Source organism: Enterobacter cloacae complex sp. HYC003_NIDB, from assembly GCF_056673375.1.
This window is the reverse complement of sequence record NZ_CP114220.1, coordinates 4411825-4437379: the sequence shown is the minus strand read 5'-3', so window position 1 is coordinate 4437379 and position 25555 is coordinate 4411825. Positions and strand designations below refer to the sequence as shown.

The 25555-nt window shown below is 55.4% G+C and carries 29 protein-coding genes and 1 tRNA gene; 12 read left to right on the top strand and 18 right to left on the bottom strand.

Features of this window, described 5'->3' with window-relative positions; genetic code table 11:
• Positions 1 to 111: 111 nt before the first annotated feature.
• Positions 112 to 187, bottom strand: a tRNA-Phe gene (locus tag O1722_RS21265).
• Between the two features lie 169 nt (positions 188 to 356).
• On the opposite strand from O1722_RS21265, the gene O1722_RS21260 reads away from it, so the two are divergent.
• On the top strand, positions 357 to 1202 hold the full coding sequence (locus O1722_RS21260) for an AraC family transcriptional regulator (RefSeq protein WP_033487864.1): 846 nt from the start codon (positions 357 to 359) through the stop codon (positions 1200 to 1202).
• 37 nt (positions 1203 to 1239) lie between these two features.
• Positions 1240 to 1830, top strand: coding sequence for a LysE family translocator (locus tag O1722_RS21255; RefSeq protein ID WP_017694688.1), 591 nt, complete (start codon positions 1240 to 1242; stop codon positions 1828 to 1830).
• Here the strand turns inward: O1722_RS21255 and O1722_RS21250 are convergent.
• The 5 genes from O1722_RS21250 to aspA form a co-directional block, all read right to left on the bottom strand.
• Positions 1827 to 2402 (bottom strand): transcriptional regulator, encoded by a 576-nt coding sequence (locus O1722_RS21250; protein ID WP_017383972.1) that lies wholly within the window; start codon positions 2400 to 2402, stop codon positions 1827 to 1829. The two genes, O1722_RS21255 and O1722_RS21250, sit on opposite strands and share 4 nt — an antisense overlap.
• Positions 2403 to 2451: 49 nt before the next feature.
• Positions 2452 to 4155 carry a protein-disulfide reductase DsbD gene (locus O1722_RS21245; RefSeq protein ID WP_033487865.1) on the bottom strand — a complete coding sequence of 568 codons (1704 nt, stop codon included), beginning with the start codon at positions 4153 to 4155 and terminating at the stop codon, positions 2452 to 2454.
• On the bottom strand, positions 4131 to 4454 hold the full coding sequence (gene cutA / locus O1722_RS21240) for a divalent cation tolerance protein CutA (protein ID WP_003855908.1): 324 nt from the start codon (positions 4452 to 4454) through the stop codon (positions 4131 to 4133). Before cutA ends, O1722_RS21245 begins: the two co-directional genes overlap by 25 nt.
• A 113-nt stretch (positions 4455 to 4567) precedes the next feature.
• Positions 4568 to 5869, bottom strand: a complete 1302-nt coding sequence (locus tag O1722_RS21235; RefSeq protein WP_003855921.1) for an anaerobic C4-dicarboxylate transporter — start codon at positions 5867 to 5869, stop codon at positions 4568 to 4570.
• 116 nt (positions 5870 to 5985) lie between these two features.
• Positions 5986 to 7422 (bottom strand): aspartate ammonia-lyase, encoded by a 1437-nt coding sequence (gene aspA, locus O1722_RS21230; RefSeq protein ID WP_015572444.1) that lies wholly within the window; start codon positions 7420 to 7422, stop codon positions 5986 to 5988.
• Positions 7423 to 7757: 335 nt separating this feature from the next.
• Between aspA and O1722_RS21225 the strand changes: the two genes are divergently transcribed.
• Complete coding sequence (locus O1722_RS21225; protein WP_003855925.1) at positions 7758 to 8222, top strand: FxsA family protein; 465 nt, start codon at positions 7758 to 7760, stop codon at positions 8220 to 8222.
• Positions 8223 to 8245: 23 nt separating this feature from the next.
• Here O1722_RS21225 and yjeH read toward each other — a convergent pair whose 3' ends face one another.
• A complete protein-coding gene (yjeH, locus tag O1722_RS21220) occupies positions 8246 to 9493 on the bottom strand; it encodes an L-methionine/branched-chain amino acid transporter (protein ID WP_017383970.1) in 1248 nt (415 codons plus the stop codon).
• Between the two features lie 178 nt (positions 9494 to 9671).
• On the opposite strand from yjeH, the gene O1722_RS21215 reads away from it, so the two are divergent.
• On the top strand, positions 9672 to 9965 hold the full coding sequence (locus O1722_RS21215; protein WP_003855929.1) for a co-chaperone GroES: 294 nt from the start codon (positions 9672 to 9674) through the stop codon (positions 9963 to 9965).
• Positions 9966 to 10004: 39 nt separating this feature from the next.
• Complete coding sequence (groL, locus tag O1722_RS21210) at positions 10005 to 11651, top strand: chaperonin GroEL (protein WP_006810416.1); 1647 nt, start codon at positions 10005 to 10007, stop codon at positions 11649 to 11651.
• Positions 11652 to 11716: 65 nt separating this feature from the next.
• On the opposite strand, the gene iadA is transcribed toward groL, so the two are convergent.
• Genes iadA through O1722_RS21195 form a run of 3 tightly spaced genes read right to left on the bottom strand, consistent with a single transcriptional unit; the run spans position 11717 to position 13996 of the window.
• Complete coding sequence (gene iadA / locus O1722_RS21205; RefSeq protein WP_033487867.1) at positions 11717 to 12880, bottom strand: beta-aspartyl-peptidase; 1164 nt, start codon at positions 12878 to 12880, stop codon at positions 11717 to 11719.
• Positions 12881 to 12890: 10 nt separating this feature from the next.
• Positions 12891 to 13352: a YjiG family protein gene (locus tag O1722_RS21200; RefSeq protein WP_015572448.1), complete on the bottom strand. Its 462-nt coding sequence runs from the start codon at positions 13350 to 13352 to the stop codon at positions 12891 to 12893.
• Complete coding sequence (locus tag O1722_RS21195) at positions 13349 to 13996, bottom strand: nucleoside recognition domain-containing protein (protein ID WP_033487868.1); 648 nt, start codon at positions 13994 to 13996, stop codon at positions 13349 to 13351. The genes O1722_RS21200 and O1722_RS21195 overlap by 4 nt, the downstream gene beginning before the upstream one ends.
• 233 nt (positions 13997 to 14229) lie before the next feature.
• On the opposite strand from O1722_RS21195, the gene O1722_RS21190 reads away from it, so the two are divergent.
• The gene (locus O1722_RS21190) at positions 14230 to 14583 is read left to right on the top strand and encodes a DUF4156 domain-containing protein (protein ID WP_003855938.1); all 354 of its coding nucleotides are present in this window, start codon (positions 14230 to 14232) and stop codon (positions 14581 to 14583) included.
• A 65-nt stretch (positions 14584 to 14648) separates the two neighbouring features.
• Here the strand turns inward: O1722_RS21190 and epmB are convergent, their stop codons facing one another.
• Positions 14649 to 15677 carry an EF-P beta-lysylation protein EpmB gene (gene epmB / locus O1722_RS21185; RefSeq protein ID WP_023295789.1) on the bottom strand — a complete coding sequence of 343 codons (1029 nt, stop codon included), beginning with the start codon at positions 15675 to 15677 and terminating at the stop codon, positions 14649 to 14651.
• A 40-nt stretch (positions 15678 to 15717) separates the two neighbouring features.
• Here epmB and efp point away from each other — a divergent pair, with 40 nt between their 5' ends.
• From efp to ecnB, 3 genes are all read left to right on the top strand, one after another.
• Positions 15718 to 16284, top strand: coding sequence for an elongation factor P (efp, locus tag O1722_RS21180; protein WP_003855940.1), 567 nt, complete (start codon positions 15718 to 15720; stop codon positions 16282 to 16284).
• A 57-nt stretch (positions 16285 to 16341) separates the two neighbouring features.
• Positions 16342 to 16473: an entericidin A/B family lipoprotein gene (locus O1722_RS21175; protein WP_015572451.1), complete on the top strand. Its 132-nt coding sequence runs from the start codon at positions 16342 to 16344 to the stop codon at positions 16471 to 16473.
• Between the two features lie 108 nt (positions 16474 to 16581).
• A complete protein-coding gene (ecnB, locus tag O1722_RS21170; RefSeq protein WP_003855942.1) occupies positions 16582 to 16728 on the top strand; it encodes a lipoprotein toxin entericidin B in 147 nt (48 codons plus the stop codon).
• Positions 16729 to 16765: 37 nt separating this feature from the next.
• Here ecnB and O1722_RS21165 read toward each other — a convergent pair whose 3' ends face one another.
• Positions 16766 to 17365 carry a helix-turn-helix transcriptional regulator gene (locus O1722_RS21165; RefSeq protein ID WP_015572452.1) on the bottom strand — a complete coding sequence of 200 codons (600 nt, stop codon included), beginning with the start codon at positions 17363 to 17365 and terminating at the stop codon, positions 16766 to 16768.
• 262 nt (positions 17366 to 17627) lie between these two features.
• Here O1722_RS21165 and sugE point away from each other — a divergent pair, with 262 nt between their 5' ends.
• A complete protein-coding gene (gene sugE / locus O1722_RS21160; RefSeq protein WP_015572453.1) occupies positions 17628 to 17945 on the top strand; it encodes a quaternary ammonium compound efflux SMR transporter SugE in 318 nt (105 codons plus the stop codon).
• On the opposite strand, the gene O1722_RS21155 is transcribed toward sugE, so the two are convergent.
• Together O1722_RS21155 and O1722_RS21150 are read right to left on the bottom strand one after the other, a co-directional pair.
• The gene (locus O1722_RS21155; RefSeq protein WP_023295791.1) at positions 17942 to 18472 is read right to left on the bottom strand and encodes a lipocalin family protein; all 531 of its coding nucleotides are present in this window, start codon (positions 18470 to 18472) and stop codon (positions 17942 to 17944) included. The two genes, sugE and O1722_RS21155, sit on opposite strands and share 4 nt — an antisense overlap.
• A 158-nt stretch (positions 18473 to 18630) precedes the next feature.
• On the bottom strand, positions 18631 to 19776 hold the full coding sequence (locus O1722_RS21150) for a cephalosporin-hydrolyzing class C beta-lactamase ACT-56 (RefSeq protein WP_033487869.1): 1146 nt from the start codon (positions 19774 to 19776) through the stop codon (positions 18631 to 18633).
• Positions 19777 to 19908: 132 nt separating this feature from the next.
• On the opposite strand from O1722_RS21150, the gene ampR reads away from it, so the two are divergent.
• On the top strand, positions 19909 to 20784 hold the full coding sequence (ampR, locus tag O1722_RS21145) for a LysR family transcriptional regulator AmpR (RefSeq protein WP_003855952.1): 876 nt from the start codon (positions 19909 to 19911) through the stop codon (positions 20782 to 20784).
• Positions 20785 to 20813: 29 nt separating this feature from the next.
• On the opposite strand, the gene frdD is transcribed toward ampR, so the two are convergent.
• From frdD to frdA, 4 genes are read right to left on the bottom strand one after another with little or no spacing between them, the layout of a single operon-like run.
• On the bottom strand, positions 20814 to 21173 hold the full coding sequence (gene frdD, locus O1722_RS21140) for a fumarate reductase subunit FrdD (RefSeq protein ID WP_033487870.1): 360 nt from the start codon (positions 21171 to 21173) through the stop codon (positions 20814 to 20816).
• A gap of 10 nt (positions 21174 to 21183) precedes the next feature.
• The gene (gene frdC, locus O1722_RS21135) at positions 21184 to 21579 is read right to left on the bottom strand and encodes a fumarate reductase subunit FrdC (RefSeq protein ID WP_017383964.1); all 396 of its coding nucleotides are present in this window, start codon (positions 21577 to 21579) and stop codon (positions 21184 to 21186) included.
• A 10-nt stretch (positions 21580 to 21589) separates the two neighbouring features.
• The gene (gene frdB, locus O1722_RS21130) at positions 21590 to 22324 is read right to left on the bottom strand and encodes a fumarate reductase iron-sulfur protein (protein WP_006810403.1); all 735 of its coding nucleotides are present in this window, start codon (positions 22322 to 22324) and stop codon (positions 21590 to 21592) included.
• Complete coding sequence (gene frdA / locus O1722_RS21125) at positions 22317 to 24107, bottom strand: fumarate reductase (quinol) flavoprotein subunit (protein ID WP_006810402.1); 1791 nt, start codon at positions 24105 to 24107, stop codon at positions 22317 to 22319. The genes frdB and frdA overlap by 8 nt, the downstream gene beginning before the upstream one ends.
• A gap of 310 nt (positions 24108 to 24417) precedes the next feature.
• Here frdA and epmA point away from each other — a divergent pair, with 310 nt between their 5' ends.
• Positions 24418 to 25395, top strand: coding sequence for an elongation factor P--(R)-beta-lysine ligase (epmA, locus tag O1722_RS21120; RefSeq protein ID WP_015572459.1), 978 nt, complete (start codon positions 24418 to 24420; stop codon positions 25393 to 25395).
• Positions 25396 to 25555 lie beyond the last annotated feature (160 nt).

The following is a 25555-nucleotide window of genomic DNA, read 5'->3' as shown; positions in this document are numbered from 1 at the left end:
CATTTTCATTGTCAGGGGAAAAAATCACTATTACCTGACAGAAGGGAAAATTCAATGCGTAGCGGATACAGAAAAGCAAAAACCCAGCCATAGGCTGGGTTCTTTAAATAGTGGTGCCCGGACTCGGAATCGAACCAAGGACACGGGGATTTTCAATCCCCTGCTCTACCGACTGAGCTATCCGGGCAACGGAGCGCATTAAACCGCAATCGCGCGCGATCGTCAACATTATTTCGGGAAAAGCTGTTCAACTGCTTAAGTTTGCGGCAATCTGTCCGTTTGTGCCCTGGAATTGCACAAATCTTCCAGACAGTTCAGGCAAGATGTGACAATGCTGACGGTAAGAGGAGGGCAGTATGGCAAACGACTGGCTTGAGCTGCGTCAGCATGCAGAAACAGGTATTGAGACAATTAAGGCGCATTTCGAAGGACATGCCTTTGATCCCCACTGGCATGATAGCTATCTGGTCGGAATAACCCTTTCCGGCACGCAGCAGTTCCACTGTCGCCGTGAACGCCACCGTAGCCAGCCGGGCGATGCTTTTTTACTTGAGCCCGGGGAGATCCATGACGGTGATGCGCCGATAGAGGGGGGCTTTACTTATCTGACCTTTTATCTGGATGAACACTGGCTCACCCGTACGCTTCAAGGGCTGTACGACTCTACTCCCGGGAGCTACACCCTCCACTTTGCCCAAACGCTGACGCGAGAGCCTCAGTTGGTGCGCGCTATCGGTGATACATTTGCCTCGTTGCATAACGATGAAATGAAGATCGTCCAACAGAGCACAATGGATAACCTGCTCTCTCAGATCACTGCCCACTGCCAATGGCGGAAGAAACTCCCGTCTCAGCTACAAAGCTCCGCCGTGGCGCATCGTGCCCGCGACTATCTCTATGCGCATATCGGCGAGAACGTGGGGCTGTCAGACCTTGCCCGTGAGACGGGTACAGATCGCTTTACGCTCACCCGCTGTTTTAAGCGCGAATTTCACCTGGCACCGCACGCCTGGCTTATCCAGCTGCGCCTGGCAAAGGCCCGACAGATGCTGGCGTGTGGGGAACTGCCTGTTGATGTTGCGGCGGTAGTGGGTTTTGCCGATCAAAGCCATCTTGGTCGCTGGTTCCAGCGGGCATACCGTATTTCTCCGGCACACTACCGTCGGTTGTGCACAAACCTTCCAGACGTTTCCAGAAAATAACGGCACATTCGTGGCTCTAATAAAAAAGGAGTCACCTGTGAATTTATTACCCTTCCTGCTGTTTGCATTTGTCGCCTCGATTACACCGGGGCCAACCAATATTCTGGTACTGGCTAACAGTCAGCACTTTGGCGTAAAAAATACGTTTCCTGCGATCCTGGGCGGGTGTATTGCCGCCAGCGCTATTGTTCTGGTTTCAGGCGCAGGGGCAGGAGAAGTGTTACGCCAGTATCCGCTGATACGTCAGGTAATGAGCTGGGCGGGCGTGCTGTGGCTTTCCTGGATGAGCTGGCAGCTGTTTAGCGCCCCGGCCGCGAATCTCTCCTCCAGACGCCATGTCCGGTTTACCGCGCGGGCGGCGGCGTTATTACAGGTTGTAAACCCAAAAACGTGGATGATGGCGCTGGCAGTTGTCAGCCTGTTTGCTCCGGCAAGCGACCATGCATTTCGGGATGTTGCGCTGATGGCGCTATGGTTTCTGGCGATCTCCGTGGCTTGTTTGTTGTGCTGGGCGTGGCTGGGGAAGGCGGTGAACCGGATTTTCCGCACCACCGTGGCGATGGTGCGATTTCAGCGCGCGATGGCGCTGTGCTTGTTTATTTCCGCCTGGACGGGAATGCTGGCTTAGGTCAGTGCACCACCCATACGACACTGCGCAAACCGCAAAATATCTTCCGCCAGACGGTGCGCTGTATCCACATCCGCCTGGCTACGGTTCACCAGCATGCGGCTCAGGCAACCTTCCAGCACCAGCTCCATCTGCTTCGCGACCATTGCCGGGTCATCCACTTCAAGCGTGGTCAGCAGCTCGTGTGTGAACTCGTGCGCGGCACGTTTTTGCTGATCTGCCAGTTGATGGATGGGGTGCCCGGGATCCGGATAGTAGGTGCAGGCGGCAATAAACAGACAGCCTGGGTAACGGTTGTTGGTTACACACTCCGTCAGTGCGGTATAGCGCGCCAGCAGCTTTTGCTCGGTGGTCAGCTCTTCATTCAGCATCAGCTGCCTGCGCCAGATATCCACCTGCTGGCTGAGATAGCGCAGGGCATCGTACAGCAGCGCCTCTTTATCCGGCCAGAAGCGCTTAAGTTCATCCAGAGGGTAATCGATACGGTCGGCGACCATCTCAAGCGTGGTGCTGGCGATCCCTTGAATCTCAAGCAATTGCAGGGCTTGTCCCAGTACGTCTTCGCGTTGCACGGTTATCTCCTCCGCTATTCCCAACGGTTTGTCCCGTCTAAAGTGTTGTTTACGGTTGGCGATTGCGCAAATGCGCGTTGAATGTCGTCGCGTCCATAAACCCGGTTACACGCTGCGTCGGCTGTTCTTCCCCCTGTTCATTGAAGAACAGGATGGTAGGCAGCCCGAGCACATTAAGTTGCTTCAGTAGAGCCTTATCCTGCGCGCTGTTGGCGGTAACGTTCGCCTGGAGCAGAACGGTATCGCTCAGCGCATGTTGTACCTGCGGATCGCTGAAGGTGTATTTTTCAAACTCTTTGCAGGCCACGCACCAGTCGGCGTAGAGATCGAGCATGACCGGTTTGCCTTTCGCCTGCGCCAGGGCGCGGTTAAGGTCATCCACGTTCTTAATCTGTATAAAATTCAGATGAGCCTGCGTTTGACCTGCCGGGGTGCCAAACGCCCAGTCCTGGAGTGGACGGACGCTCACCAGCGCGGCCGCCAGCAGAAGGATCTGTAGCAGGCGCATCCACGGTTTCTTCGCCCCCAGACTCACGATAAACGCCCAACTGAAGAAGGCCACGCCGAGCATCGCCCACAGACGTGTACCCCACACATCACCAGTGATGCGCTCCAGCAGGAATACCGGTAGCGCCAGAATGACAAAACCAAACGCGGTTTTCACCGTCTCCATCCACGGTCCGCTCTTCGGCAACAGACGATTGCCAAACACCGTCACCAGGATCAGCGGCAGGCCCATGCCGAGCGCGTAGAGGTACAGCGTGCCGCCGCCGAGCCACAGGTTGCCGCTCTGGGCAATATATAACAGGATGGCGCTCAGCGGCGCGGTGGTGCAGGGGGAGCAAATCAGCCCGGCGATGGTACCCATGGCGAACACGCCGCCCGCAGAGCCACCCTGCTGACGGTTGCTCATCAGCGTCAGACGGGTTTGCAGGGAAGAAGGCAGTTGCAGGGTGAACAGGCCAAACATCGACAGCGCCAGCAGAATAAACACCGCTGACAGACCGATAAGCACATAAGGGTGCTGAAGGGCGGCCTGGAACTGCAATCCGGCAGCAGCGACCACGAGGCCGAGCGCCGTATAGGTTAACGCCATGCCCTGCACATAGATAAAGGCCAGCAACAGCGCGCGGGTAGTGGAAAGGCGTTGTTTACCGCCCAGCACGATGCCAGAGATAAGCGGGTACATGGGCAGTACGCAGGGCGTAAAGGCGATGCCGATACCAATCAATAACGCCCAAAGCGCTGAGAACGGAAGGTCTGAAGCGGCTTCGCCTTCACCCCTCACCCTGGCCCTCTCCCCTGAGGGGAGAGGGGAGGCCGCCGCTTTCACTTCGCTAAGCGGAACGACCTTTGTTTCAGGGGGATAGCAGAAGCCCGCATCGGCGCAGCCCTGATAGGTGACCGTTAATGTGGCGCCTTTATCCGCCTGATTCACCGTGACGGGCACGCTTAAGCGCTGGCGATAAATTTCACTCTTACCGTAGAACTCGTCCTCGTGCCACTCGCCAGCGGGCATCTGCAATGCGCCGACGTTCGCCTTTGCCGGCGTGATGCTGACCTGCTTGCGATAGAGGTAGTAACCCTCTTTCACCTGCCAGGTGAGACTGAGATCGTGCTGGTTTTGCTGAAAGTCGAAAACGAACGCCTGGTCGGCAGGAATAAAGTTCGAACGGCCGGGTGCGTCAAACAATCCGGCAAAAGCTGACGTGCTGCACAGCAGCAGGATCAGCGTAATGAAGCGTTGAGCCATGAGAGATAATCGTTATCGCCGTGGACCACTGGCAGAACCAGCAGCTCCGGGGTTTGGTATGGATGATGAGACTTGAGGCAGTCGAGGAGCGCCTGCTGGTTTGTCAGGTTGGTTTTGAGCAACATCTGGACTTCGTACTCTTGCTCCAGCTTACCTTCCCAGTAATAAAGGGAGGTGGCGCCGGGAAGAAGTGTGACACAGGCAGCCAGTTTTTCGGCCAACACTTTGGCGGCCAGATCCTGGGCAGAAGCTTCATCAGGGGCGGTGCACAGTACAACAACAGCATCAGGCGTGTTCACAAGTCGACCTCCTCATCACGAAAGTCTTCACTATATCACGCAAGGCGGTTGGTCATTAATGAAACGGGCCGCAGAGCGGCCCGATTTTAACTATTTTTACAACGGCTAATCGTTTACAGCACAATGCCGCCGATGATAAAGCCGAGGATTACGCAGAGCGTAATCGCCACCACGCCCGGGATCAGGAACGCGTGGTTAAACACGTATTTACCAATACGGGTTGAGCCGGTGTCATCCATCTCAACCGCGGCCAGCAGGGTTGGGTAGGTGGGCAGAACGAACAGGGCGGAAACCGCTGCAAAAGAGGCAATCGCCGTCAGCGGCGTCACGCCCAGCATTAGTGCCGCAGGCATCAGCGCTTTGGTGGTCGCAGCCTGGGAGTACAGCAACGTCGCGGCAAAGAACAGCACTACCGCCAGCAGCCACGGATAGTTGTGCAGCAGGTCGCCTGCAACGGTCTGGATATCGCTAATGTGCGCTTTCACAAAGGTATCACCGAGCCACGCCACGCCCAGCACGCACACGCAGGCGCTCATGCCGGATTTGAAGGTGCTGGCGTTCAGCACTTCGCTGGTGTCGATTTTACAGGTGATGCTGATCAGCGTCGCGATGGTCAGCATAAATACCACAATGGCTTCGTTACGCGGCAGAACCGGGTTCTGGATCAGACCTACCGTATCGCTGATGGCGGTCGCGTAGAACATCACGGCGACGATACCAATCAGGAACAGCAGCACGGAGCGTTTTGCATGCGGCTTCAGCTCGAAGACCTGGCTACCGCGCAGGCTCACTTCACCTTTTGCCAGACGCTCCTGGTAAACCGGATCGTCTTTCAGCTCGGCACCGAGGAAGTTACACAGTACGGCAGTGATCATTACCGCAATCAGCGTGACCGGAATACAGATTGCCAGCAGCGTCAGGTAGCTTACGCCCATCGGCTCAAGGATACCCGCGAAGAAGACTACCGCCGCGGAAATAGGCGAGGCGGTAATCGCAATCTGGGAGGCGACCACGGCAATAGAAAGAGGGCGAGACGGGCGAATACCCTGCTCTTTCGCCACTTCGGTGATTACCGGCAGCGTGGAGAAAGCGGTGTGGCCGGTACCGGCGAGAATGGTCATAAACCAGGTCACCAGTGGGGCAAGGAAGGTGATGTATTTCGGATGGCGACGCAGCATTCGCTCCGCCAGGCTCACCAGGTAGTCCATACCGCCTGCGACCTGCATAGCCGCGATAGCAGCAATAACCGCCATGATGATTTCGATAACGTCAAAAGGGATTGCGCCGGGTTTAATCTGAAAGATCAGGGTAAGTACAAGCACCCCGAGACCGCCGGCAAAACCGATGCCGATACCCCCGAGTCGTGCGCCCAAATAAATCGCCAACAGGACGATGACGAGTTCTGCTCCAAACATAAAGACCTGCCTTGCTCATTAACAAGTTGATATTGAATTGTTGTGTTTTGGTAACGCCCATAAAGAAAAAAGGCACGTCACAAGTGACGTGCCTTTCGGAAGCTTAGCCTGAACGGTTACTGTTCGCTTTCATCGGTATATCGTTTCGCTTTATATGCCGGGTGCATCAGGTTCTGGGCGGAGAAGATATCGTCCAGTTCGGCTTCGGTCAACAATCCTCGCTCGAGAACAACCTCACGCACGCTCTTACCGGTTTCGGCACAAATCTTCCCGACGATATCGCCGTTGTGGTGGCCGATGAACGGGTTGAGGTAGGTGACGATGCCGATGGAGTTATAGACGTAGCCTTCACACACTTCTTTATTCGCGGTGATGCCGTTGATGCATTTTTCCAGCAGGTTGTAGCAGGCGTTGGTCAGAATATGGATAGATTCAAACATTGCCTGGCCAATCACCGGCTCCATCACGTTCAGCTGGAGCTGACCGGCTTCGGATGCCATGGTGACGGTCGTATCGTTACCAATAACCTTGAAGCAAACCTGGTTCACCACTTCTGGCACCACCGGGTTCACTTTAGCTGGCATGATGGATGAACCCGCCTGCAACTCTGGCAGGTTGATTTCATTCAGGCCAGCGCGCGGACCGGAGGAGAGCAGGCGCAGGTCGTTACAGATTTTGGACAGTTTCACCGCCAGACGTTTCAGGGCGCTGTGTACCATCACATAGGCGCCGCAGTCTGAGGTAGCTTCAATCAGGTCTTCCGCAGGCACAACCGGCAGGTTGGACACTTCAGCCAGCTTCTGTACCGCCAGCTGCTGATAGCCATCTGGCGTGTTCAGGCGTGTACCGATGGCGGTTGCGCCCAGGTTAACTTCCAGCAACAGTTCGGACGTGCGCAGCAGGTTTTTCGTCTCTTCATTCAGCAGCACGTTAAACGCGTGGAATTCCTGTCCGAGGGTCATTGGCACCGCGTCCTGCAACTGGGTACGGCCCATTTTCAGGATGTCCTGGAACTCTACGGCTTTACGCTGGAAGCCATCGCCCAGCTGATTAATCGCGTCGACCAGTTTGACGATAGAGGCATACACCGCGATGCGGAAGCCGGTTGGGTAGGCGTCGTTGGTGGACTGACATTTGTTAACGTGATCGTTCGGGTTCAGGTACTGGTATTCACCTTTCTGATGACCCATCAGCTCCAGGCCGATGTTTGCCAGCACTTCATTGGTGTTCATGTTGACGGAGGTGCCCGCGCCGCCCTGATAGACGTCGACCGGGAACTGATCCATGCATTTGCCGTTGTTCAGCACCTCATCGCACGCGGCGATAATCGCATTTGCAGCGCTTTTAGGAATGGTTTGCAGCTCTTTGTTCGCCAGAGCCGCGGCTTTTTTTACCATCACCATGCCACGCACAAATTCAGGGATGTCGCTGATTTTGCTGTTGCTGATGTAGAAGTTTTCAATCGCTCTCAGAGTGTGAACACCATAGTAGGCATCCGCTGGAACTTCCCTGGTACCCAACAAATCTTCTTCGATACGAATGTTGTTTAACATGTGAACCTTCTTTTCAAGCTGCCGATGGATTGTACTAAACACACAGTATATATGTGGTTTTGAATATTTTATGACCGACGATTATTCCCTCAATCGGCCAGATGTTCGAGATCATATGCTGATGATAGCGAATTGCCGTAAGCTGGATCACTTATTATCGACCCGATTTCATGATAATTATTAATCTGTGAAATATGTCACCGCTTTAATATTTCCAGAAAAAATATCCGTGCAAACCGATTGAATTTTGGCTAACCGTCACCATTTCTTATCTACGCGCTTCGCGAATACATTCAGTCAGGGGCCTGAAGGCACCTGCCACACAGGAGATGCCAGTGCGCTGGATACCATTTATTGCTTTCTTTCTTTATGTTTACATTGAGATTTCGATTTTCATTCAGGTTGCCCATGTGCTGGGCGTCCTGCTGACGCTGATTCTGGTGATCTTCACCTCCGTCATCGGCATGTCGCTGGTGCGCAATCAGGGTTTCAAAAATTTCCTGTTAATGCAGCAGAAGATGGCCGCAGGCGAAAGCCCGGCAGCCGAGATGATCAAAAGCGTGTCGCTGATTATTGCTGGCCTGCTGCTGATCCTGCCTGGTTTCTTCACCGACTTCCTCGGCCTGCTGTTGCTGTTGCCGCCGGTGCAGAAGCATCTGACCATGAAGCTGCTGCCGCACCTGCGTTTCAGCCGTATGCCAGGCGGTGGTTTCAGCACCGGCCCGGGGGATACCTTTGAAGGGGAATATCAGCGTAAGGATGAGCAGCGCGACCGATTAGATCATAAAGACGATCGGTGAGTTTGTGCCCCGGTGGCGCTCGCTCACCGGGCCTGCGGCTTTTGCCGCTTCGGTAAAAACACCCACAGCCCCGCCAGCATGACGATGGCGTACACACTCTTCCATCCCACCATCGCCAGCAGCATCAGGCACAGGACACACCCGACAGCCGCCAGCGCCTTAAAGCGTCCTTTCAGTAGCCGACAGCCCGCCAGCATGCACAGCAGGTAAATCATGATGAAAATACCGTTGGCGTAGACAATCAGCGCGTCAAGGTTGATGTCGAGGAGATAAATGGCCAGGGAACTCACCACGCAGCAGCCCAGTACGGTATTCAGCGCATTCACCGGAAGCTGACGCTTTGACAGGCGTGAGAGGGGGCTATCCGGTTTATAAAGTGCCTGAGACCACACCAGCCGGGCGAAGCTCTGAATATAGATGTTGAGGCTGGCAAAGCAGGCGAGATAGCCAATCACGCAGGCTACCCACAGGGCCTTAACGCCAAACAGCTGCACCACGATGCCCGGCAGCGACGCGGCGGCGGCTTTCTCTTCACCGAACGCGTTGAAGTGCAGCACCAGTACGGTACAGGCCCAGTACACGGTACCCGCCAGCAGCAGGCCAATCATCAGGGCGCGGGGGAAATCACGCTCGGGCTGTTTAAACTCGGATGCCAGATGAGCGAACGCCTCCAGACCGACGAAACACCAGAACATAACGGATAGTGCAGCGAAAAGCTGTGCGTGGTCGATGTCGTTAATCGCGGGGAAAGGAATATCCGCCACGGTAATGTCACCCGCAAACCAGATGGCGACGATCAGCGCGACAATTAACACGGCGACCAGCGTTTGCAGATTGGCGCTGGAGCTGGCCCCGCGTGAGCCTACCCACCAGACAATCGCCAGCGTACCGAGTTCAGCCAGCAGCAGCTGTTCATCGTGCCAGCCAAACAGCGCCTGTCCGAAGCCGGTTGCGATATGCAGGGCTGCCGGAAGGCCAACGGGTATCACCGACAAAAATAGCCAGCCGGTGACGCGCTCCATTCGCGGCCCAAACGCCATGCCGACAAAATGCGCTACGCCGCCTGCGCTCGGGAAGTGCCGCCCGAGTATGGCAAAAACAATCGCCACCGGAAACACCAGCACGATCAGCACCGGCCATGCCCAAAGACTGTTATTGCCGGCAACCAATGCCGCCAGCGCGGGAACCGCAAATACCCCCGTGCCTAATAAAGACGTTGAGAGTAAGCCAATGCCCTGCGCCAGCCCCAACTCCTGCCTGAGTCCACTCATTTACCTCGTCCCGCCACCATCAAAAGAGAGTGGATGGTAACACTTTCGCAAATTTTTTTTCGATTACCCCTTGAAGGGGTAAAAAGCTATCCCCATCTCTCAGGGCACTAGCCGGAAAACCGCATGCGGACCGGCGTCATCCATAACTGATAATGACTTTCTCAAAGGAGAGCTATCAATGAGTATTCGTCCGTTACATGATCGTGTGATCGTCAAACGTAAAGAAGTTGAAACCAAGTCTGCTGGCGGCATCGTTCTGACCGGTTCAGCAGCAGCAAAATCAACGCGTGGCGAAATCATCGCTGTCGGTAAGGGCCGCATCCTGGAAAACGGAACTGTGCAGCCACTGGACGTTAAAGTTGGTGACATCGTCATTTTCAACGATGGCTACGGCGTGAAATCCGAGAAGATCGACAATGAAGAAGTTTTGATCATGTCCGAGAGCGACATTCTGGCAATTGTTGAAGCGTAATTAACGCACGAAACTGTACGAATTTGAGGAAATAAGAACATGGCAGCTAAAGACGTAAAATTCGGTAACGACGCTCGTGTAAAAATGCTCCGCGGCGTAAACGTACTGGCAGACGCAGTGAAAGTCACTCTGGGCCCGAAAGGCCGTAACGTAGTGCTGGACAAATCCTTCGGCGCGCCAACCATCACCAAAGATGGTGTTTCTGTTGCACGTGAAATCGAGCTGGAAGACAAGTTCGAAAACATGGGCGCACAGATGGTGAAAGAAGTTGCCTCTAAAGCGAACGACGCTGCCGGTGACGGTACCACCACCGCGACCGTACTGGCGCAGGCGATCATCACCGAAGGCCTGAAAGCCGTTGCTGCGGGCATGAACCCAATGGATCTGAAACGTGGTATCGACAAAGCTGTCGCCTCTGCTGTTGAAGAACTGAAAGCGCTGTCCGTACCGTGCTCTGACTCTAAAGCCATTGCTCAGGTTGGTACTATCTCCGCTAACTCCGACGAAACCGTAGGTAAACTGATCGCTGAAGCGATGGATAAAGTCGGTAAAGAAGGCGTGATCACCGTTGAAGACGGTACTGGTCTGGAAGACGAACTGGACGTGGTTGAAGGTATGCAGTTCGACCGCGGTTACCTGTCTCCATACTTCATCAACAAGCCAGAAACTGGCGCTGTTGAGCTGGAAAGCCCGTTCATCCTGCTGGCTGACAAGAAAATCTCCAACATCCGCGAAATGCTGCCAGTGCTGGAAGCCGTTGCGAAAGCAGGCAAGCCGCTGGTAATCATTGCTGAAGACGTTGAAGGCGAAGCGCTGGCGACTCTGGTGGTTAACACCATGCGTGGCATCGTGAAAGTGGCAGCGGTTAAAGCACCTGGCTTCGGCGATCGTCGTAAAGCGATGCTTCAGGATATCGCTACCCTGACTGGCGGTACCGTGATCTCCGAAGAGATCGGTATGGAGCTGGAAAAAGCGACCCTGGAAGACCTGGGCCAGGCGAAACGCGTTGTGATCAACAAAGACACCACCACCATCATCGACGGTGTGGGTGAAGAAGCTGCTATTCAGGGCCGTGTTGGTCAGATCCGTAAGCAGATCGAAGAAGCAACTTCCGATTACGACCGTGAAAAACTCCAGGAGCGCGTAGCGAAACTGGCAGGCGGCGTAGCGGTAATCAAAGTCGGTGCGGCTACCGAAGTTGAAATGAAAGAGAAGAAAGCACGCGTTGACGACGCCCTGCACGCGACCCGTGCTGCGGTAGAAGAAGGCGTGGTTGCTGGTGGTGGTGTCGCGCTGGTGCGTGTAGCCGCTAAACTGGCTGGCCTGACTGCTCAGAACGAAGACCAGAACGTGGGTATCAAAGTTGCGCTGCGCGCGATGGAAGCTCCTCTGCGTCAGATCGTGTCCAACGCCGGTGAAGAGCCGTCTGTGGTTGCGAACAACGTGAAAGCGGGTGAAGGTAACTACGGTTACAACGCGGCAACTGAAGAATACGGCAACATGATCGACTTCGGTATCCTGGATCCAACTAAAGTGACCCGTTCTGCACTGCAATACGCGGCATCTGTAGCTGGTCTGATGATCACGACCGAGTGCATGGTGACCGACATGCCTAAAGGCGACGCGCCTGACTTAGGTGCTGCTGGTGGTATGGGCGGCATGGGTGGCATGGGCGGCATGATGTAATCATGTTGTTCTGAACCTCTCAGAACTAACCCCGGGCAGCAATGCCCGGGGTTTTTTATTGTCTTCTACTCAAACGTGCCTTTCACGCACACAACGCCTCCACTCACCATCTGGCGGCCTTTCGCCCAGACCTCGCGGATCTTCAGATCATCGGTCAGCACCAGGACGTCGGCATCGCATCCGGGCGCGATCCGCCCTTTATGCTCCAGGCCGAGAAATTCCGCCACGTTACGCGTAAACGGCAGAAGCGCCTCCTCCAGCGGCAGGTGATACCGGCCGACCAGCTGCTGTAGCGTCTCAAGCAGGGATTCAAATCCCGCCACGCCAATGCCAACAAGATTACCATTTGCGTCAAAATTCGGCTGGCTGCCGTTGCCATCCGAGCTGAGCGTGAGCCGGTTAAACGGCACCTGTGCTTCACGGGCCGTCGCGATAGCGGTGGCGGCATCAACAGGCTCGCTGATGCTGGTGGTGATGTCGATGTACCCCCCTTCGCGGGCATAGTCCAGTGCGGCGTGGAACAGTGCCTGGGCGCGGTTGACGTGAGTTGGCAGCAGCTTCGTGCGGGGCACGTCGGCGTTATTCAGGATGTTAAGCAGCGGCTCCAGCAGTTTCGGGCTGTTGCCGAGGTGAAACACGGATATCCCCGCTTTGGCACCCAGCAGCCCGCCGACGCGTGACTGGGCGGCCATATTCGCGAGCTGGTCATCTGCCGGCGCGGAAGAGCGATGGTCGGAAATCGCGCATTTCACGCCAATGATTTTATCAATCAGCGCCACATCCTTTTCGATACTGCCGGTAATCGTCGGAGAAGGCAGGCCATACGCGCCTGTCAGCATCCACGTGCTGATCCCTTCATGCTCGAGCGCCCGCGTTTTCGCCAGCAGCGACTCGGGATGGCGGGTCACGCCGTCGGTGCCCAGCAGGCCAACAACGGAGGTGATGCCAGCCGCCACCAGCGCAGACAATCGCACCTCTGGCGTCCGGGTGTGGGGACCGGCTTCACCGCCGCCGCCAATCAGGTGTACATGCTGATCGATAAACCCCGGACAAACCACCGCTCCGGCGAGATCGCTTTCAGGACAGTCTGGCCTCGTTGTGGCGTGGCCCGCTTTTTCGACTGCGACGATTTTTCCTCCGGCAATCAGCAGATCGCAATGCCCAAGATCCTCGGGAGCGTAAAGCTGCGCATTGCGGAAAAGGTGCGGTTCCAGCACTGAAAAATCCATTTTTATCTCCTCAGAAGAGTAGCTGCATCACCCACATTGAGAGCAGGGCGTTAATGACGCAGATAGTGATGATGTGCGGATAATACTTCGGGTTGACGCCTGCGGTGCCAAGGCAACGGCCCGTGTTTTGCACCGGATTGCCCATCAGATAGATGGCGGGCAGCAGGATGGTGGCATCGTGACCGTTGAGCGTGCCGGCAGCGACCAGACTGGCGCAGACCCCCACACCGCCGCCCATGCTCATTACCGAGGCCAGAAGAACCGTTGCCGCCGCACCCGGAAGCCCCCACAGGGCCATGATGGGCTCGCATACCCTGCCGACAATATCCAGCAGGCCGGTTACCTTGAGCGCCTGAATGATGACAAACGCCATGACCACGTTCGGCAGCAGGCTGGTGGTGGCGATGGTAAAGCCGCGGCGGGCGCCATCAATAAACAGGTCCATGATATTTTTACGCGGCTGGGCGATCATCTTTCCTCCTGAACGCGGCGAACTTCCATGTGGGCGATCCACAGTCGCAGGAAGTTCGCGCCAACAAATTTGAACACCAGAATGACGGCAAGCGGCGTGATCACCGGGACGGTAATAAAGGTAAAGAGTGCGGCACCGGAAGAAAAATAGTTGGTAATAATGGCGCTACCGCTGGTCTGGAAGGTGGCGAAAATGGCGCGTTCATGGTCAGTAATCGCCCCTTCGTCAGTCAACTCTTTGGTCATCCCTGCGGCTGCATCGGTATTTTGCAGGTTGGCGATAAGCGCCAGAGAGCAGATGCCCGGCACGCCGAGCAGCGGGCGCAGAATGGGCGTCATGAGCTGTTGTGCGGCGCGCAGCCCGCCCAGCCCCTCGGTAACGGCAATGATCCCGAGCGATAAAATGACCGAGGGGGCCAGTTCAAGGGCAAATAAAAAACCGTCTTTCGCTCCTGTGCCGCCCTCACCGCGAAACGTCAGCGCGCCGTTCACCGGTCCAAAGCTGCCGTTCAGCACGGTGAAATCCAGCACGCGCCACCATTCGGTACTTTTGGCGAAAAAACCTGAGAAAAATACGATGGTGAGCACGAACGCCAGATAGTCCACCCAGGTTACTTTTTCCTCTCCTGAGGATGATGCACTCATGAAACCCCCTTTTTTGAGTCGCGTACAAAAGTTGTACGTCGCATCACTAAAAACGATCGGGGGCTAAAACACGATATCCCAAAGGTTATTATCAGAATTCATTTAAGATGTCGGAGGAGTGCGAGCGGAATCTGGCTCGCAGAAATGCTCAGCATTTTTCTTTTGGTCATCTTTTTAGTATAAGGTTTACACGCGGACAACTACTGTCCAGCTTATTGAAAACGAGGAATAACATGCGCATAAAAGTCTGTGCAGGGATTGTAGGTGCAGCATTGCTGCTGGCGGGTTGTAGCACCAGCAATGAGCTGACGGCAGCGGGCCAGAGCGTTCGCTTTGTGGAAGATAAGCCGGGCAGCGAATGCCAGCTGTTAGGCACCGCCACTGGCGAGCAAAGCAACTGGATGTCGGGGCAGCACGGCGAAGAGGGCGGCTCTATGCGCGGTGCGGCCAATGCCCTGCGTAATCAGGCTGCGGCAATGGGCGGCAACGTCATTTACGGGGTGAGCAGCCCGACGCAGGGGATGCTGTCCAGCTTTGTGCCAACCGCCAGCCAGATGAACGGCCAGGTCTATAAGTGCCCGAACTGATATAACTTTTTGATGGCGCTGCCGCTTTATCTCCAGGGCAGGTAAGCGTAGCGCCACCTGCCTTTTTACTGCTGCCGCAGCTGCAAATCCAGCGGCGTCTTACTCGGCTCTCCGCCAATCTCACGTGCCAGCTTCGGCACCATATAACCCGAAACCAGCGTTAACAGCTCGCGCATAATCTTCCGGGCCTCTTCATCTGTCACCATGAAGTGCGCCGCGCCCTGGACGCGATCCAGAACATGCAGGTAATAGGGCATTACGCCCGCATCAAATAAGGCATTGCTGAGATCGGCCAGCACGCGGGCGCTGTCGTTCACGCCGCGCAGTAATACGCTCTGGTTGAGCAGCGTCACGCCTGCCTTTCGCATACGCGCCATCGCCGCACGAAAGTCCGCGTCAATTTCATTCGCGTGGTTGATATGGTTCACCAGCAGCACCTGCAAACGGGACTGCTCCAGGCGCGTGACCAGGGCGTCGGTGATACGCGCCGGGATGACGATCGGTAAACGGCTGTGAATGCGCAGACGCTTAATGTGCGGGATGGTCTCAAGCTGAGTCAGCAGCCAGTCCAGCTCATGATCTTTTGCCATCAGCGGGTCGCCGCCGGAAAAGATGATTTCATCCAGCTCCGGGTGCGCCGCGATGTAGTCCAGTGCCACCTGCCAGTTGCGTTTATTGCCCTGATTTTCGGCGTACGGGAAGTGGCGACGGAAGCAATAGCGGCAATTTACCGCGCAACCACCCTTAACCAGCAGCAGGGCGCGATTACGGTATTTATGCAGCAAACCCGGTACGACACTGTTTTGCTCTTCCAGCGGATCGGTGCTGTATCCGGGGGCGGTAATAAACTCATCCTGAGAGGTAAGCGTTTGTTTTAATAATGGATCATCAGGGTTACCCTTTTCCATTCGGGCAACAAACGCGCGGGGAACGCGCAGGGCGAAAAGGCGCTTCGCCTCACGACCTGCACGCAACGCTTCGTGCTGTTCGAGGTCTAAAAGACGCAGCAATTCATCAGGACTGGTGATTACATCGGCAAGTTGCGATAACCAATCTTCTCTGGACGGGGTGTTTAGGGTTACAATATGCGCCATTTTGTGGCTTAGCTACCAGTTAACAAATTTAGAGGGCCTTATGGCAACGTACTATAGCAACGATTTTCGTGCTGGTCTTAAAATCATGATGGACGGCGAACCGTACGCGGTTGAAGCCAGCGAATTCGTTAAACCAGGTAAAGGCCAGGCATTCGCACGCGTTAAGCTGCGCCGCCTGCTGACCGGTACCCGTGTTGAGAAAACCTTCAAATCTACTGACTCCGCTGAAGGCGCTGATGTTGTCGATATGAACCTGACTTACCTGTACAACGACGGTGAGTTCTGGCACTTCATGAACAACGAAACCTTCGAGCAGCTGTCTGCGGACGCGAAAGCGATTGGCGACAACGCCAAGTGGCTGCTGGATCAGGCTGAGTGCATCGTTACTCTGTGGAACGGTCAGCCTATCGCGGTTACGCCTCCGAACTTCGTTGAGCTGGAAATCGTTGAAACCGATCCAGGTCTGAAAGGTGATACCGCAGGTACTGGCGGCAAGCCTGCCACCCTGTCTACCGGCGCGGTGGTTAAAGTGCCACTGTTCGTACAGATCGGTGAAGTGATCAAAGTGGATACCCGCTCCGGCGAATACGTATCCCGCGTGAAGTAATTTACGTCATGATTAAAGGCGCAGCGCCCGCTGCGCCTGATTTTGCAGGCAGGGAAGATGAAACGTACCGTTAAAATTCTGCTTCTGTTAGCGTTCTCCAGCGCAATTCTCTCCGGTTGCAACACCGCGCGTGGCGTGGGCGAAGATATTCAGGATCTCGGCCATATCATTTCCCATGCGGCCAGCTAATTCCGTCTAATTTTCCTAAAAATTCTTCCTTTTCCGTCAAACGACAAGATCTTGTCTATTCTTAAGTTGCTATACACAAAATAACTTTGGCTATAAAAGGAAGATATTATGGTTAAGAAAACAATTGCAGCGATCTTTTCTGTTCTGGTGCTTTCTTCGGTACTGACTGCATGTAACACCACCCGTGGCGTAGGGGAAGATATCTCCGACGGTGGTAACGCGATTTCTGGCGCAGCAACTAAAGCTCAGAACTAATGAAAGCGACGGTACGGCAGCTAACTTCACCGTACCGTCAATTCTCCACTTCCTGTAGCGATAAAAACGGGGAGTAACGCGTATCCATATGAAGCTTCATGCGGATATTGCGTTTGTACGTATACACCGTTTTTCCGTTAATGCGCAGATTGCTGGCAATTTTCTGGTTGCTCGCACCATCCATCCACAGGGTCAGTACTCTCTCTTCCTGACGCGTCAGTAACGGTGCCGCCATTTCCGGAAGCTCCGCGCTTGCGCATGTCGTTAGCGCGTCGTTTATCACCGCCGCCAGTTTTTCCAGATCGGTATTTTTGGAAAGTGAAGACCATATCGGGAACTGCGCAAGATAATCTGTCATCTCCTGCTCCTGCCCCGATTGCAGCATAATAAAAGGCAATGTTTCGCTGGCAATAAGCAGGGAAGATAGCTGCTGAAAATGGTGTAAATCCTGCCGGAAGCCCGATAAATCAGCGATGACCAGCGCAGGTTTCCATTGCAGGATATGCTCTCTGGCGAGGAAAAGATTATTTACCCCGGTTACGACGAAATGACCCGAAAACAGGTCTGAATGATTGAGCCAGGCTTCAAATCCCGTGCGGGTGAAGTGACAACGGTCAATCAAAAGAATTTTGAACATATAATTTTCGCAGTCGGCTAGTGGTTTGGCTTCCTGCCATCAGAAAGCCTATCATCATAGAGAAGTCGGATGAGTCATAAATGCCTGAACTCCGTGCCTTACTGAGGCTATTTCTTGCCTTAACGTGTTCAGCAGAAAAAGTTTGAAAAAAAATTCCATGCTAACCAAAATATAAGGCGCAACCTCAGCCTTGCGGGACGACCCGTAAGCGCTTCATTCATCGGGGACGGCCCCAACTTGTCGTTAAGTTAAGGAGCCTGATATGTCCTGGATCGTTCTTGTTATTGCCGGTTTGCTCGAAGTGGTATGGGCAATTGGCCTGAAATATACCCACGGTTTTACCCGCCTGACGCCCAGCGTCATCACTATCGCCGCAATGATTGTCAGTATCGTCATGCTGTCATGGGCGATGCGAACCTTGCCAGTCGGAACGGCTTACGCTGTCTGGACGGGAATTGGTGCGGTAGGGGCTGCCATTACCGGCATTCTGCTGCTGGGGGAGTCTGCGAGTCTGGCGCGCATCGCCAGCCTCGCGTTAATCGTCGCGGGTATCATCGGGTTAAAACTCAGTACGCACTAATGCAGCTGTTTTACCCAGATTAATTTCGTCACGTCAAACCCTTGCCGGGTCGCTATGTCCAGCATCTGCTGTTTCATTTCCGTCGAGATCGTTGGCGTGCGGGAGAGGAGCCATAGATAGTTGCGATCCGGCCCACACACCAGCGCATGGCGGTACTCTCTGTCCAGCGCAATGACGTTATACCCGCCATAGAATGGGCCGATGAAAGAGACTTTCATGGCCGCGCGGTTAGACGCGCCGGTGAAATAGGCCTGACCAACTGACTGCTGCCACATCTGGCGATCCGGGTTATAGCCGCGGTTAATGACCCGGATCCCGCCGTCATCCATCGCGCTGTAGCTGACCGTGACTTTTTCTAAGCCCCGTTCGAACTGATGGTCCATTCGGGCGATTTCATACCAGGTGCCGAGGAAGCGCTGTGCGTCGAAATTACTGACTACCGTGACGCCAGGCGGAGGAGTAGGGGAACTGCAAGCAACCACTAAAAACGCGGCTGTTACTGCGGCAATAACAGGCAGAATGCGCATAGGAGTTTCCTTACTGTTTTTTGTTAAGTGTAGATGACAGCAAGGAAAATGCGGGAGATTGTGCAGGGTGTTTTGCCGGGTGACGGCTTCGCCTTACCCGGCCTACAAAGTTCACGCGTTGTGTAGGCCGGGTAAGCGCAGCGCCACCCGGCAATGTTTTACTGTAGCGCCTCGAGGATATGGTATGCCGCCTCAACGCGTGCCGGGTTCGGATAGCTTGTATTCGCGAGCATCACAATACCGATCTGCTTTTCAGGAATAAAGGCCACGTAGCTGCCAAACCCGCCAGTAGAGCCCGTTTTATGGACCCAGGACGCTTTGACCGGGGGAGCCGGTGGATTCACTTCTACCACGGGCAACGGCGCCAGCGCTACCTTACTGTCGCTGCCCTCGACCACCGTGTTGGCCTCCACGGGCCAGTTGAGCATCTCCCAGCCCAGACCCTGATACATTGACCCGATACGCCAGTAGCGCGACTGCGCCAGCGCGATGCCCTGCTTAAGTGAGGCATCAGCAACGTTCTCCGGCGCCATGTTTGCCATGACCCAGTTCGCCATATCCTGCACGTTGGTTTTCACGCCATAGGCTTGTGCATCCAGCATACCCGGCGAAACGCGCACCGCTTTACCGTCACGATAGCCCCAGGCGTAATGCGCCTCTTCCGCTTTCGGCACGTTAATCCAGGTATGGTCCAGCTTGAGCGGCTTAAGGACCCGCGTCGTCATGGCCTGCTCATAGGGCATGCCAGAAGGTTTGACCGCCAGCGCACCAAAAAGACCGATGCTGGCGTTGGCGTAAAGACGCGTTGTGCCAGGCTTCCACTGCGGCTGCCAGTTTTGATAAAAGCGCAGCAGGGAGGCGTTATCCGTGACCTCATCCGGTACCTGTAGCGGCAGGCCGCCAGCGGTGTAGGTGGCGAGATCCAGCATACGAATACCCTGCCACTGCTTGCCCGTCAGCTGTGGCCAGTATCTGGTCACCGGATCGTCCAGCGAAATTTCACCGCGAGCAATGGCATCCCCACCTAAAACGCCGGTGAAGGTTTTACTTATAGAACCCAGCTCGAACAGGGTCTGAGGCGTAACGGGTTTATTCGCCGCGATATCGGCCTTGCCAAACGTGTAATAGTGCGGTTTTCCCTGATAAATAACGGCCACCGCCATGCCTGGAACAGACTGGGCTTTCATCAGCGGGGTAACCGTATTCGCGACCACCTCCGCCAGCTGTTTTTCTGACACTGGCGTGGCGAGAGCAGAGCAAGAGATGCCGAGCAGCAGGGCGCAGCAAAGGGATTTTTTCATCATCAGTAATCTTCCGTAATAGCGAGTCAAGGGGATGTCCGGGCCCGTCAGACAGGCGTAGTCTGTTGGATTTGACTGTGCCTGACAAACGGTTAAATTTAGCATTAGCTGTTAATTTTTCTAACGGAAGCGACCATGACGCGAAGCTATCTCCCCCTCAATTCGCTTCGGGCTTTTGAGGCCGCCGCAAGACATCTCAGCTTTACGCATGCGGCCATTGAACTGAACGTGACGCATTCGGCTATTAGCCAGCATGTGAAAACGCTGGAGCAGCACCTGAACTGTCAGCTGTTCGTTCGCGTGTCGCGCGGGCTGATGTTGACTACCGAGGGCGAAAATTTACTGCCGGTGCTGAATGATTCGTTCGATCGTATAGCCGGAATGCTGGATCGCTTCGCTAACCATCGTGCGCAGGAGAAGCTGAAAATCGGCGTGGTGGGTACGTTTGCCACCGGGGTCTTATTCTCGCAGCTGGAGGATTTTCGCCGTGGCTACCCACACATCGATCTTCAGCTTTCCACCCATAACAACCGCGTTGATCCGGCTGCCGAAGGGCTTGACTATACGATCCGCTACGGTGGCGGGGCGTGGCACGGTACCGAGGCTGAATTTCTTTGTCATGCGCCGCTCGCGCCGCTGTGTACGCCTGATATCGCCGCCAGTCTGCACAGTCCGGCCGACATCCTCAGGTTTACGCTGCTGCGCTCCTACCGACGCGACGAGTGGACCGCGTGGATGCAGGCGGCCGGCGAGCATCCCCCTTCGCCAACGCACCGCGTGATGGTATTTGATTCGTCCGTGACCATGCTGGAGGCCGCTCAGGCAGGGGTGGGTATTGCTATTGCGCCTGTCGATATGTTTACCCATCTGTTAGCCAGCGAGCGCATTGTGCAGCCCTTTGCGACGCAGATTGAGCTCGGCAGCTACTGGCTGACCCGATTGCAGTCCCGGGCAGAAACGCCAGCCATGCGCGAATTTTCCCGGTGGCTGGTGGAGAAGATGAAAAAGTAAAAAGCCCGCCGGATGGCGGGCCTGTTCAGTCAGATGGTGACCACGGCAATCAACGTGACGACCGTCAGAATGGTCGCCAGACCGTAGAAGACCCATTTACCGCTTGGCACATGGATTTTCAGATCGTGCATCGCATGGTGGATACGGTGCAGACCACACCACAGCGGCAGGACGATCATCAGGAAGATGAACACGCGGCCAATAAAGTTGCTCGCAAAGGCCAGTACGCGCTCATAGCTCAGCGCATCGCCCGGGAACAGCCCCAGCGGCAGCATGATCCCGACCAGCAGGATAATGACCGGGGCAATAATGGCGCTCCACATGCCGCCTGCGCCAAACAGCCCCCAGAAGACCGGCTCGTCTGAACGTTTTGGATTTGGATTGATCACAGTAGTCTCCTTACCAGAACAGTGCGACAAACAGAATGACCACAGAGACAACTGCCGTCACTGCCCAGAGCCCTTTAATGACCGGCTCTGGCCCCATTTTTTCGCCTTTTACAATGATGTTCGCTGCTTTTGGCGCCAGTTCAAACCAGGTTTTGGTATGAAGCAGCGCGGCGGCGAGCACAATCAGGTTCAGCACAACGATGATTGGGTTTTGCAGGAAGCCCACAAAACTGGCCCAGGCTTCCGGGCCGTGCTTGAGGGCATAAACCCCGTACAGCAGTTCGAGGCTGAACCAGACCGCGGGAACAGCCGTGCCTTCACGCAGCATATAGAAGCGATAAAACGGCAGTTTTTTCCACCAGGTGGACGGCATTGGTCGCACGTAGGCTTTGCGTTTAGTCGTCATCATGCACTCCTTAGCGTGGTTTCAGGGTAGCGATAAGAAAGTCTTTCGAGCTTTCCACCTTTCCCTGCTGAATGGCGGCGGCCGGGTCGACATGCTTCGGACAGACTTCGGAGCAGTAACCGACAAACGTGCAGGTCCAGACCCCGTTCTGGCTGTTCAGCTGGGCCATACGTTCTTTTTTGCCGTGGTCGCGGCTGTCTTCGTTATAGCGGTGCGCCAGGGTAATGGCGGCCGGGCCGATAAACTCAGGGTTCAGGCCAAACTGCGGACAGGCGGCGTAGCACAGGCCGCAGTTGATGCAGCCGGAGAACTGATGGTATTTCGCCATCTGCGCGGGCGTCTGGGTGTTTGGCCCCTGATCCGGCGTGCGCGGGTTGCCGATGATGTACGGCTTAATCGCTTCGAGGCTTTCGATAAAGTGGGTCATGTCGACCACCAGATCGCGCTCAATCGGGAAGTTGCCCAGCGCTTCAACCTTGATACCTTTGGTGTAATCACGCAGGAAGGTTTTACACGCCAGCTTTGGCACCTTGTTGACCATCATGCCGCAGGAGCCGCAAATTGCCATGCGGCAGGACCAGCGGTAGCTCAGGTCTGGGGCCAGGTTATCTTTGATATAGCCGAGCGCATCCAGCAGGGAGGTTTGCTCGTCGTAAGGGACTTCATAGAAAGCGCTGTGCGGCGCGGCGTCCACTTCCGGATTGTAGCGCACCACTTCAATTTTCAGTTTTTGCATCTCAGCCATTCGCCTTCTCCTTCTTATCGGCGGCTTCTGCTTCTGCACCGTACACGCGTTTCGCCGGTGGCAGCGTGGTGATTTTCACGTCGCTGTAGTCCAGTCGCGTAGTGCCATCCGCATCGCGCCAGGCGAGAGTGTGTTTAAGGAAATTGACGTCGTCACGTTCGGTGCAGCCCTCATCCAGGCGCTGGTGCGCGCCGCGGGACTCTTTACGCGCCAGGGCGGAATGGGCCATACATTCTGCGACGTTCAGGCCGTGGCCCAGTTCAATGGTATAAAGCAGATCGGTATTGAAGACGCTGGAGGTGTCGGTGATGCGCACGCGTTTGAAGCGCTCCTGCAACTCGGCCAGCTTGTCGACGGTTTTCTGCATCAGCTCTGGCGTACGGTAGATCCCGCAGCCTTCTTCCATCGACAGCCCCATTTCGTCGCGGATCTTCGACCAGTTTTCGTTACCTTCCTGGTTCACCAGGTCTTTCAGGCGTTTTTCGACATCTGCAACCTGCGCATCCAGCGCCGCGCTGTTAGCTTCACCTGCCGTTGCGGCACGCTCCATCGCACGTTCGCCCGCCATGCGACCAAAGACCACCAGCTCAGCCAGCGAGTTCGAGCCCAGACGGTTTGCGCCGTGCAGACCGACGGAGGAACACTCGCCCACCGCAAACAGCCCTTTGATGCGGGTTTCGCACTGCTGGTCGGTTTCGATACCGCCCATGGTGTAGTGCGCGGTTGGACGCACCGGGATCGGCTCTTTCACCGGATCGACGCCCACATAGGCTTTCGCCAGCTCGCAGATAAACGGCAGACGCTCCAGCAGTTTCTTCTCGCCGAGATGACGCAGGTCGAGATGCACCACGTCGCCGCGCGGCGTTGAGATGGTGTTGCCTTTGCGCCACTCGTGCCAGAAAGCCTGAGAAACTTTGTCGCGTGGGCCGAGTTCCATGTATTTGTTTTTCGGCTCGCCAAGCGGGGTTTCCGGACCCATGCCGTAATCCTGCAAATAGCGATAGCCGTTTTTGTTGACCAGAATACCGCCTTCACCGCGGCAGCCTTCCGTCATCAGTATGCCGGAGCCCGGCAGGCCGGTTGGGTGATACTGGACGAACTCCATATCACGCAGCGGGACGCCGTGGCTGAGCGCCATGCCCATACCGTCACCGGTGACGATGCCGCCGTTGGTGTTGTAGCGGTATACGCGACCCGCACCGCCCGTTGCCATCACCACCGCATTCGCGCGGATCTGGACAAGCGTGCCTTCCATCATGTTCATCGCCACCAGTCCGCGCGCATGACCGTCGTCGACCAGAATGTCGAGAACGAAATGTTCGTCAAAGCGCTGGATTTGTGGGAACTGGAGGGAGGTCTGGAACAGGGTGTGCAGCATGTGGAAGCCGGTCTTATCGGCGGCAAACCAGGTGCGTTCGATCTTCATGCCACCGAAGCGGCGGACGTTGACGCTCCCGTCCGGACGGCGGCTCCACGGGCATCCCCACTGTTCCAGCTGGGTCATTTCCGTTGGGCAATGGTGCACGAAGTAATCAACGACATCCTGTTCGCAAAGCCAGTCGCCCCCTGCAACCGTGTCGTGGAAATGGTATTCGAAGCTGTCATGATCCTGCGCGACGGCGGCGGATCCTCCCTCTGCGGCTACCGTGTGGCTGCGCATCGGATAGACTTTTGAAATCAATGCGATTTTAGCGTTCGGATTGGCTTGTGCCGCAGCAATTGCAGCGCGTAATCCAGCCCCGCCAGCGCCTATTACGGCAAGATCGGCTTGAAAAGTTTGCACGACATTCCTCCAGATTTTTGTTTTCCCGCAACGGGATGAACTAAAGGACGTTCACCTGCCCGAACGGGCGATTGCGGAAGCGATTCCACTGCTCCTTTATGGGTAAAACAGTATAACCGCGTAGAAGTGAGGGAAATTTGACGTGTTCGATTTTTTTGCTGTTCTGTGCGGTGATTTATCATCGTGATTAATGAATGGCGTCACAGTATTTCTCTGTGCAATGAAAAAGGACTTTTACTGTGCAAAATTTGTCTCTGCCCCGGCTTACGAGTAGACTTCGTGCCCTTGTCTGAAAACGGAGAAATAACTCATGAGCGAAACGGCCACCTGGCAGCCGAGCGCATCCATTCCAAACCTGCTAAAGCGCGCAGCAATTATGGCGGAGATCCGCCGTTTCTTTGCCGATCGCGGCGTCCTGGAGGTGGAAACGCCGTGCATGAGTCAGGCGACGGTCACGGATATTCATCTGGTCCCGTTTGAAACCCGTTTTGTTGGCCCAGGCCACTCTCAGGGCATGAATCTGTATCTGATGACCAGCCCGGAATACCATATGAAGCGTCTGCTGGCGGCCGGGTGTGGTCCGGTCTATCAGCTGTGCCGTAGCTTCCGTAATGAAGAGATGGGCCGACACCATAATCCGGAATTCACCATGCTGGAGTGGTACCGCCCGCACTACGACATGTATCGTCTGATGAACGAAGTTGACGATCTGCTGCAACAGGTGCTGGATTGCGCGGAAGCTGAAACGCTCTCCTATCAGCAGGCCTTCCAGCGCCATCTGGAAATCGATCCGCTGTCGGCTGATAAAACACAGCTGCGTGAAGTGGCGGCAAAACTGGATCTGAGCAACGTGGCGGATAACGAAGAGGATCGCGACACGCTGCTGCAACTGCTGTTCACCTTTGGTGTTGAACCGCAGATTGGCAAAGATCGTCCGACGTTTGTCTATCACTTCCCGGCCAGCCAGGCCTCACTGGCGCAGATCAGCACCGAAGATCACCGCGTGGCGGAGCGTTTTGAGGTGTATTTTAAAGGCATCGAGCTGGCGAACGGTTTCCACGAGCTGACCGACGCGCGCGAACAGCAGCAGCGTTTCGAGCAGGATAACCGCAAGCGCAACGCGCGCGGTCTGCCGCAGCAGCCGATTGATACTCATCTGCTGGAAGCGCTTAAAGCCGGTCTGCCGGACTGCTCCGGCGTGGCGCTGGGTGTGGATCGCCTGGTCATGCTGGCGCTGGGTGCCGAGCACCTGGGCGATGTGATCGCCTTTACGGTCGATCGCGCCTGAAAAAATGCCGGGTGGCGCTGCGCTTACCCGGCCTGCTCGGTCATTTAACTCTGCCACATTAAAAACTGCTCATTTCTCTCTATACGGGTCTTTTTCTTAATTTGACTCGGATAGCCACATTGTTTGTCTGGTCATCTGCTACCATCCGCGCAGTTTAATT

What these genes read in the sequence shown, in the direction of transcription:
- O1722_RS21235 (WP_003855921.1), bottom strand. Translation starts at nt 5,869, where the DNA reads ATGTTTGGAGCAGAACTCGTCATCGTCCTGTTGGCGATTTATTTGGGC.
- epmB (WP_023295789.1), bottom strand. Translation starts at nt 15,677, where the DNA reads ATGGCGCATATTGTAACCCTAAACACCCCGTCCAGAGAAGATTGGTTA.
- O1722_RS21260 (WP_033487864.1), top strand. Translation starts at nt 357, where the DNA reads ATGGCAAACGACTGGCTTGAGCTGCGTCAGCATGCAGAAACAGGTATT.
- O1722_RS21200 (WP_015572448.1), bottom strand. Translation starts at nt 13,352, where the DNA reads ATGATCGCCCAGCCGCGTAAAAATATCATGGACCTGTTTATTGATGGC.
- O1722_RS21165 (WP_015572452.1), bottom strand. Translation starts at nt 17,365, where the DNA reads ATGTTCAAAATTCTTTTGATTGACCGTTGTCACTTCACCCGCACGGGA.
- frdC (WP_017383964.1), bottom strand. Translation starts at nt 21,579, where the DNA reads ATGACGACTAAACGCAAAGCCTACGTGCGACCAATGCCGTCCACCTGG.
- ampR (WP_003855952.1), top strand. Translation starts at nt 19,909, where the DNA reads ATGACGCGAAGCTATCTCCCCCTCAATTCGCTTCGGGCTTTTGAGGCC.
- yjeH (WP_017383970.1), bottom strand. Translation starts at nt 9,493, where the DNA reads ATGAGTGGACTCAGGCAGGAGTTGGGGCTGGCGCAGGGCATTGGCTTA.
- O1722_RS21195 (WP_033487868.1), bottom strand. Translation starts at nt 13,996, where the DNA reads ATGAGTGCATCATCCTCAGGAGAGGAAAAAGTAACCTGGGTGGACTAT.
- sugE (WP_015572453.1), top strand. Translation starts at nt 17,628, where the DNA reads ATGTCCTGGATCGTTCTTGTTATTGCCGGTTTGCTCGAAGTGGTATGG.
- epmA (WP_015572459.1), top strand. Translation starts at nt 24,418, where the DNA reads ATGAGCGAAACGGCCACCTGGCAGCCGAGCGCATCCATTCCAAACCTG.
- O1722_RS21245 (WP_033487865.1), bottom strand. Translation starts at nt 4,155, where the DNA reads ATGGCTCAACGCTTCATTACGCTGATCCTGCTGCTGTGCAGCACGTCA.
- O1722_RS21175 (WP_015572451.1), top strand. Translation starts at nt 16,342, where the DNA reads ATGAAACGTACCGTTAAAATTCTGCTTCTGTTAGCGTTCTCCAGCGCA.
- O1722_RS21155 (WP_023295791.1), bottom strand. Translation starts at nt 18,472, where the DNA reads ATGCGCATTCTGCCTGTTATTGCCGCAGTAACAGCCGCGTTTTTAGTG.
- iadA (WP_033487867.1), bottom strand. Translation starts at nt 12,880, where the DNA reads ATGGATTTTTCAGTGCTGGAACCGCACCTTTTCCGCAATGCGCAGCTT.
- O1722_RS21150 (WP_033487869.1), bottom strand. Translation starts at nt 19,776, where the DNA reads ATGATGAAAAAATCCCTTTGCTGCGCCCTGCTGCTCGGCATCTCTTGC.
- O1722_RS21215 (WP_003855929.1), top strand. Translation starts at nt 9,672, where the DNA reads ATGAGTATTCGTCCGTTACATGATCGTGTGATCGTCAAACGTAAAGAA.
- O1722_RS21190 (WP_003855938.1), top strand. Translation starts at nt 14,230, where the DNA reads ATGCGCATAAAAGTCTGTGCAGGGATTGTAGGTGCAGCATTGCTGCTG.
- aspA (WP_015572444.1), bottom strand. Translation starts at nt 7,422, where the DNA reads ATGTTAAACAACATTCGTATCGAAGAAGATTTGTTGGGTACCAGGGAA.
- frdB (WP_006810403.1), bottom strand. Translation starts at nt 22,324, where the DNA reads ATGGCTGAGATGCAAAAACTGAAAATTGAAGTGGTGCGCTACAATCCG.
- efp (WP_003855940.1), top strand. Translation starts at nt 15,718, where the DNA reads ATGGCAACGTACTATAGCAACGATTTTCGTGCTGGTCTTAAAATCATG.
- groL (WP_006810416.1), top strand. Translation starts at nt 10,005, where the DNA reads ATGGCAGCTAAAGACGTAAAATTCGGTAACGACGCTCGTGTAAAAATG.
- ecnB (WP_003855942.1), top strand. Translation starts at nt 16,582, where the DNA reads ATGGTTAAGAAAACAATTGCAGCGATCTTTTCTGTTCTGGTGCTTTCT.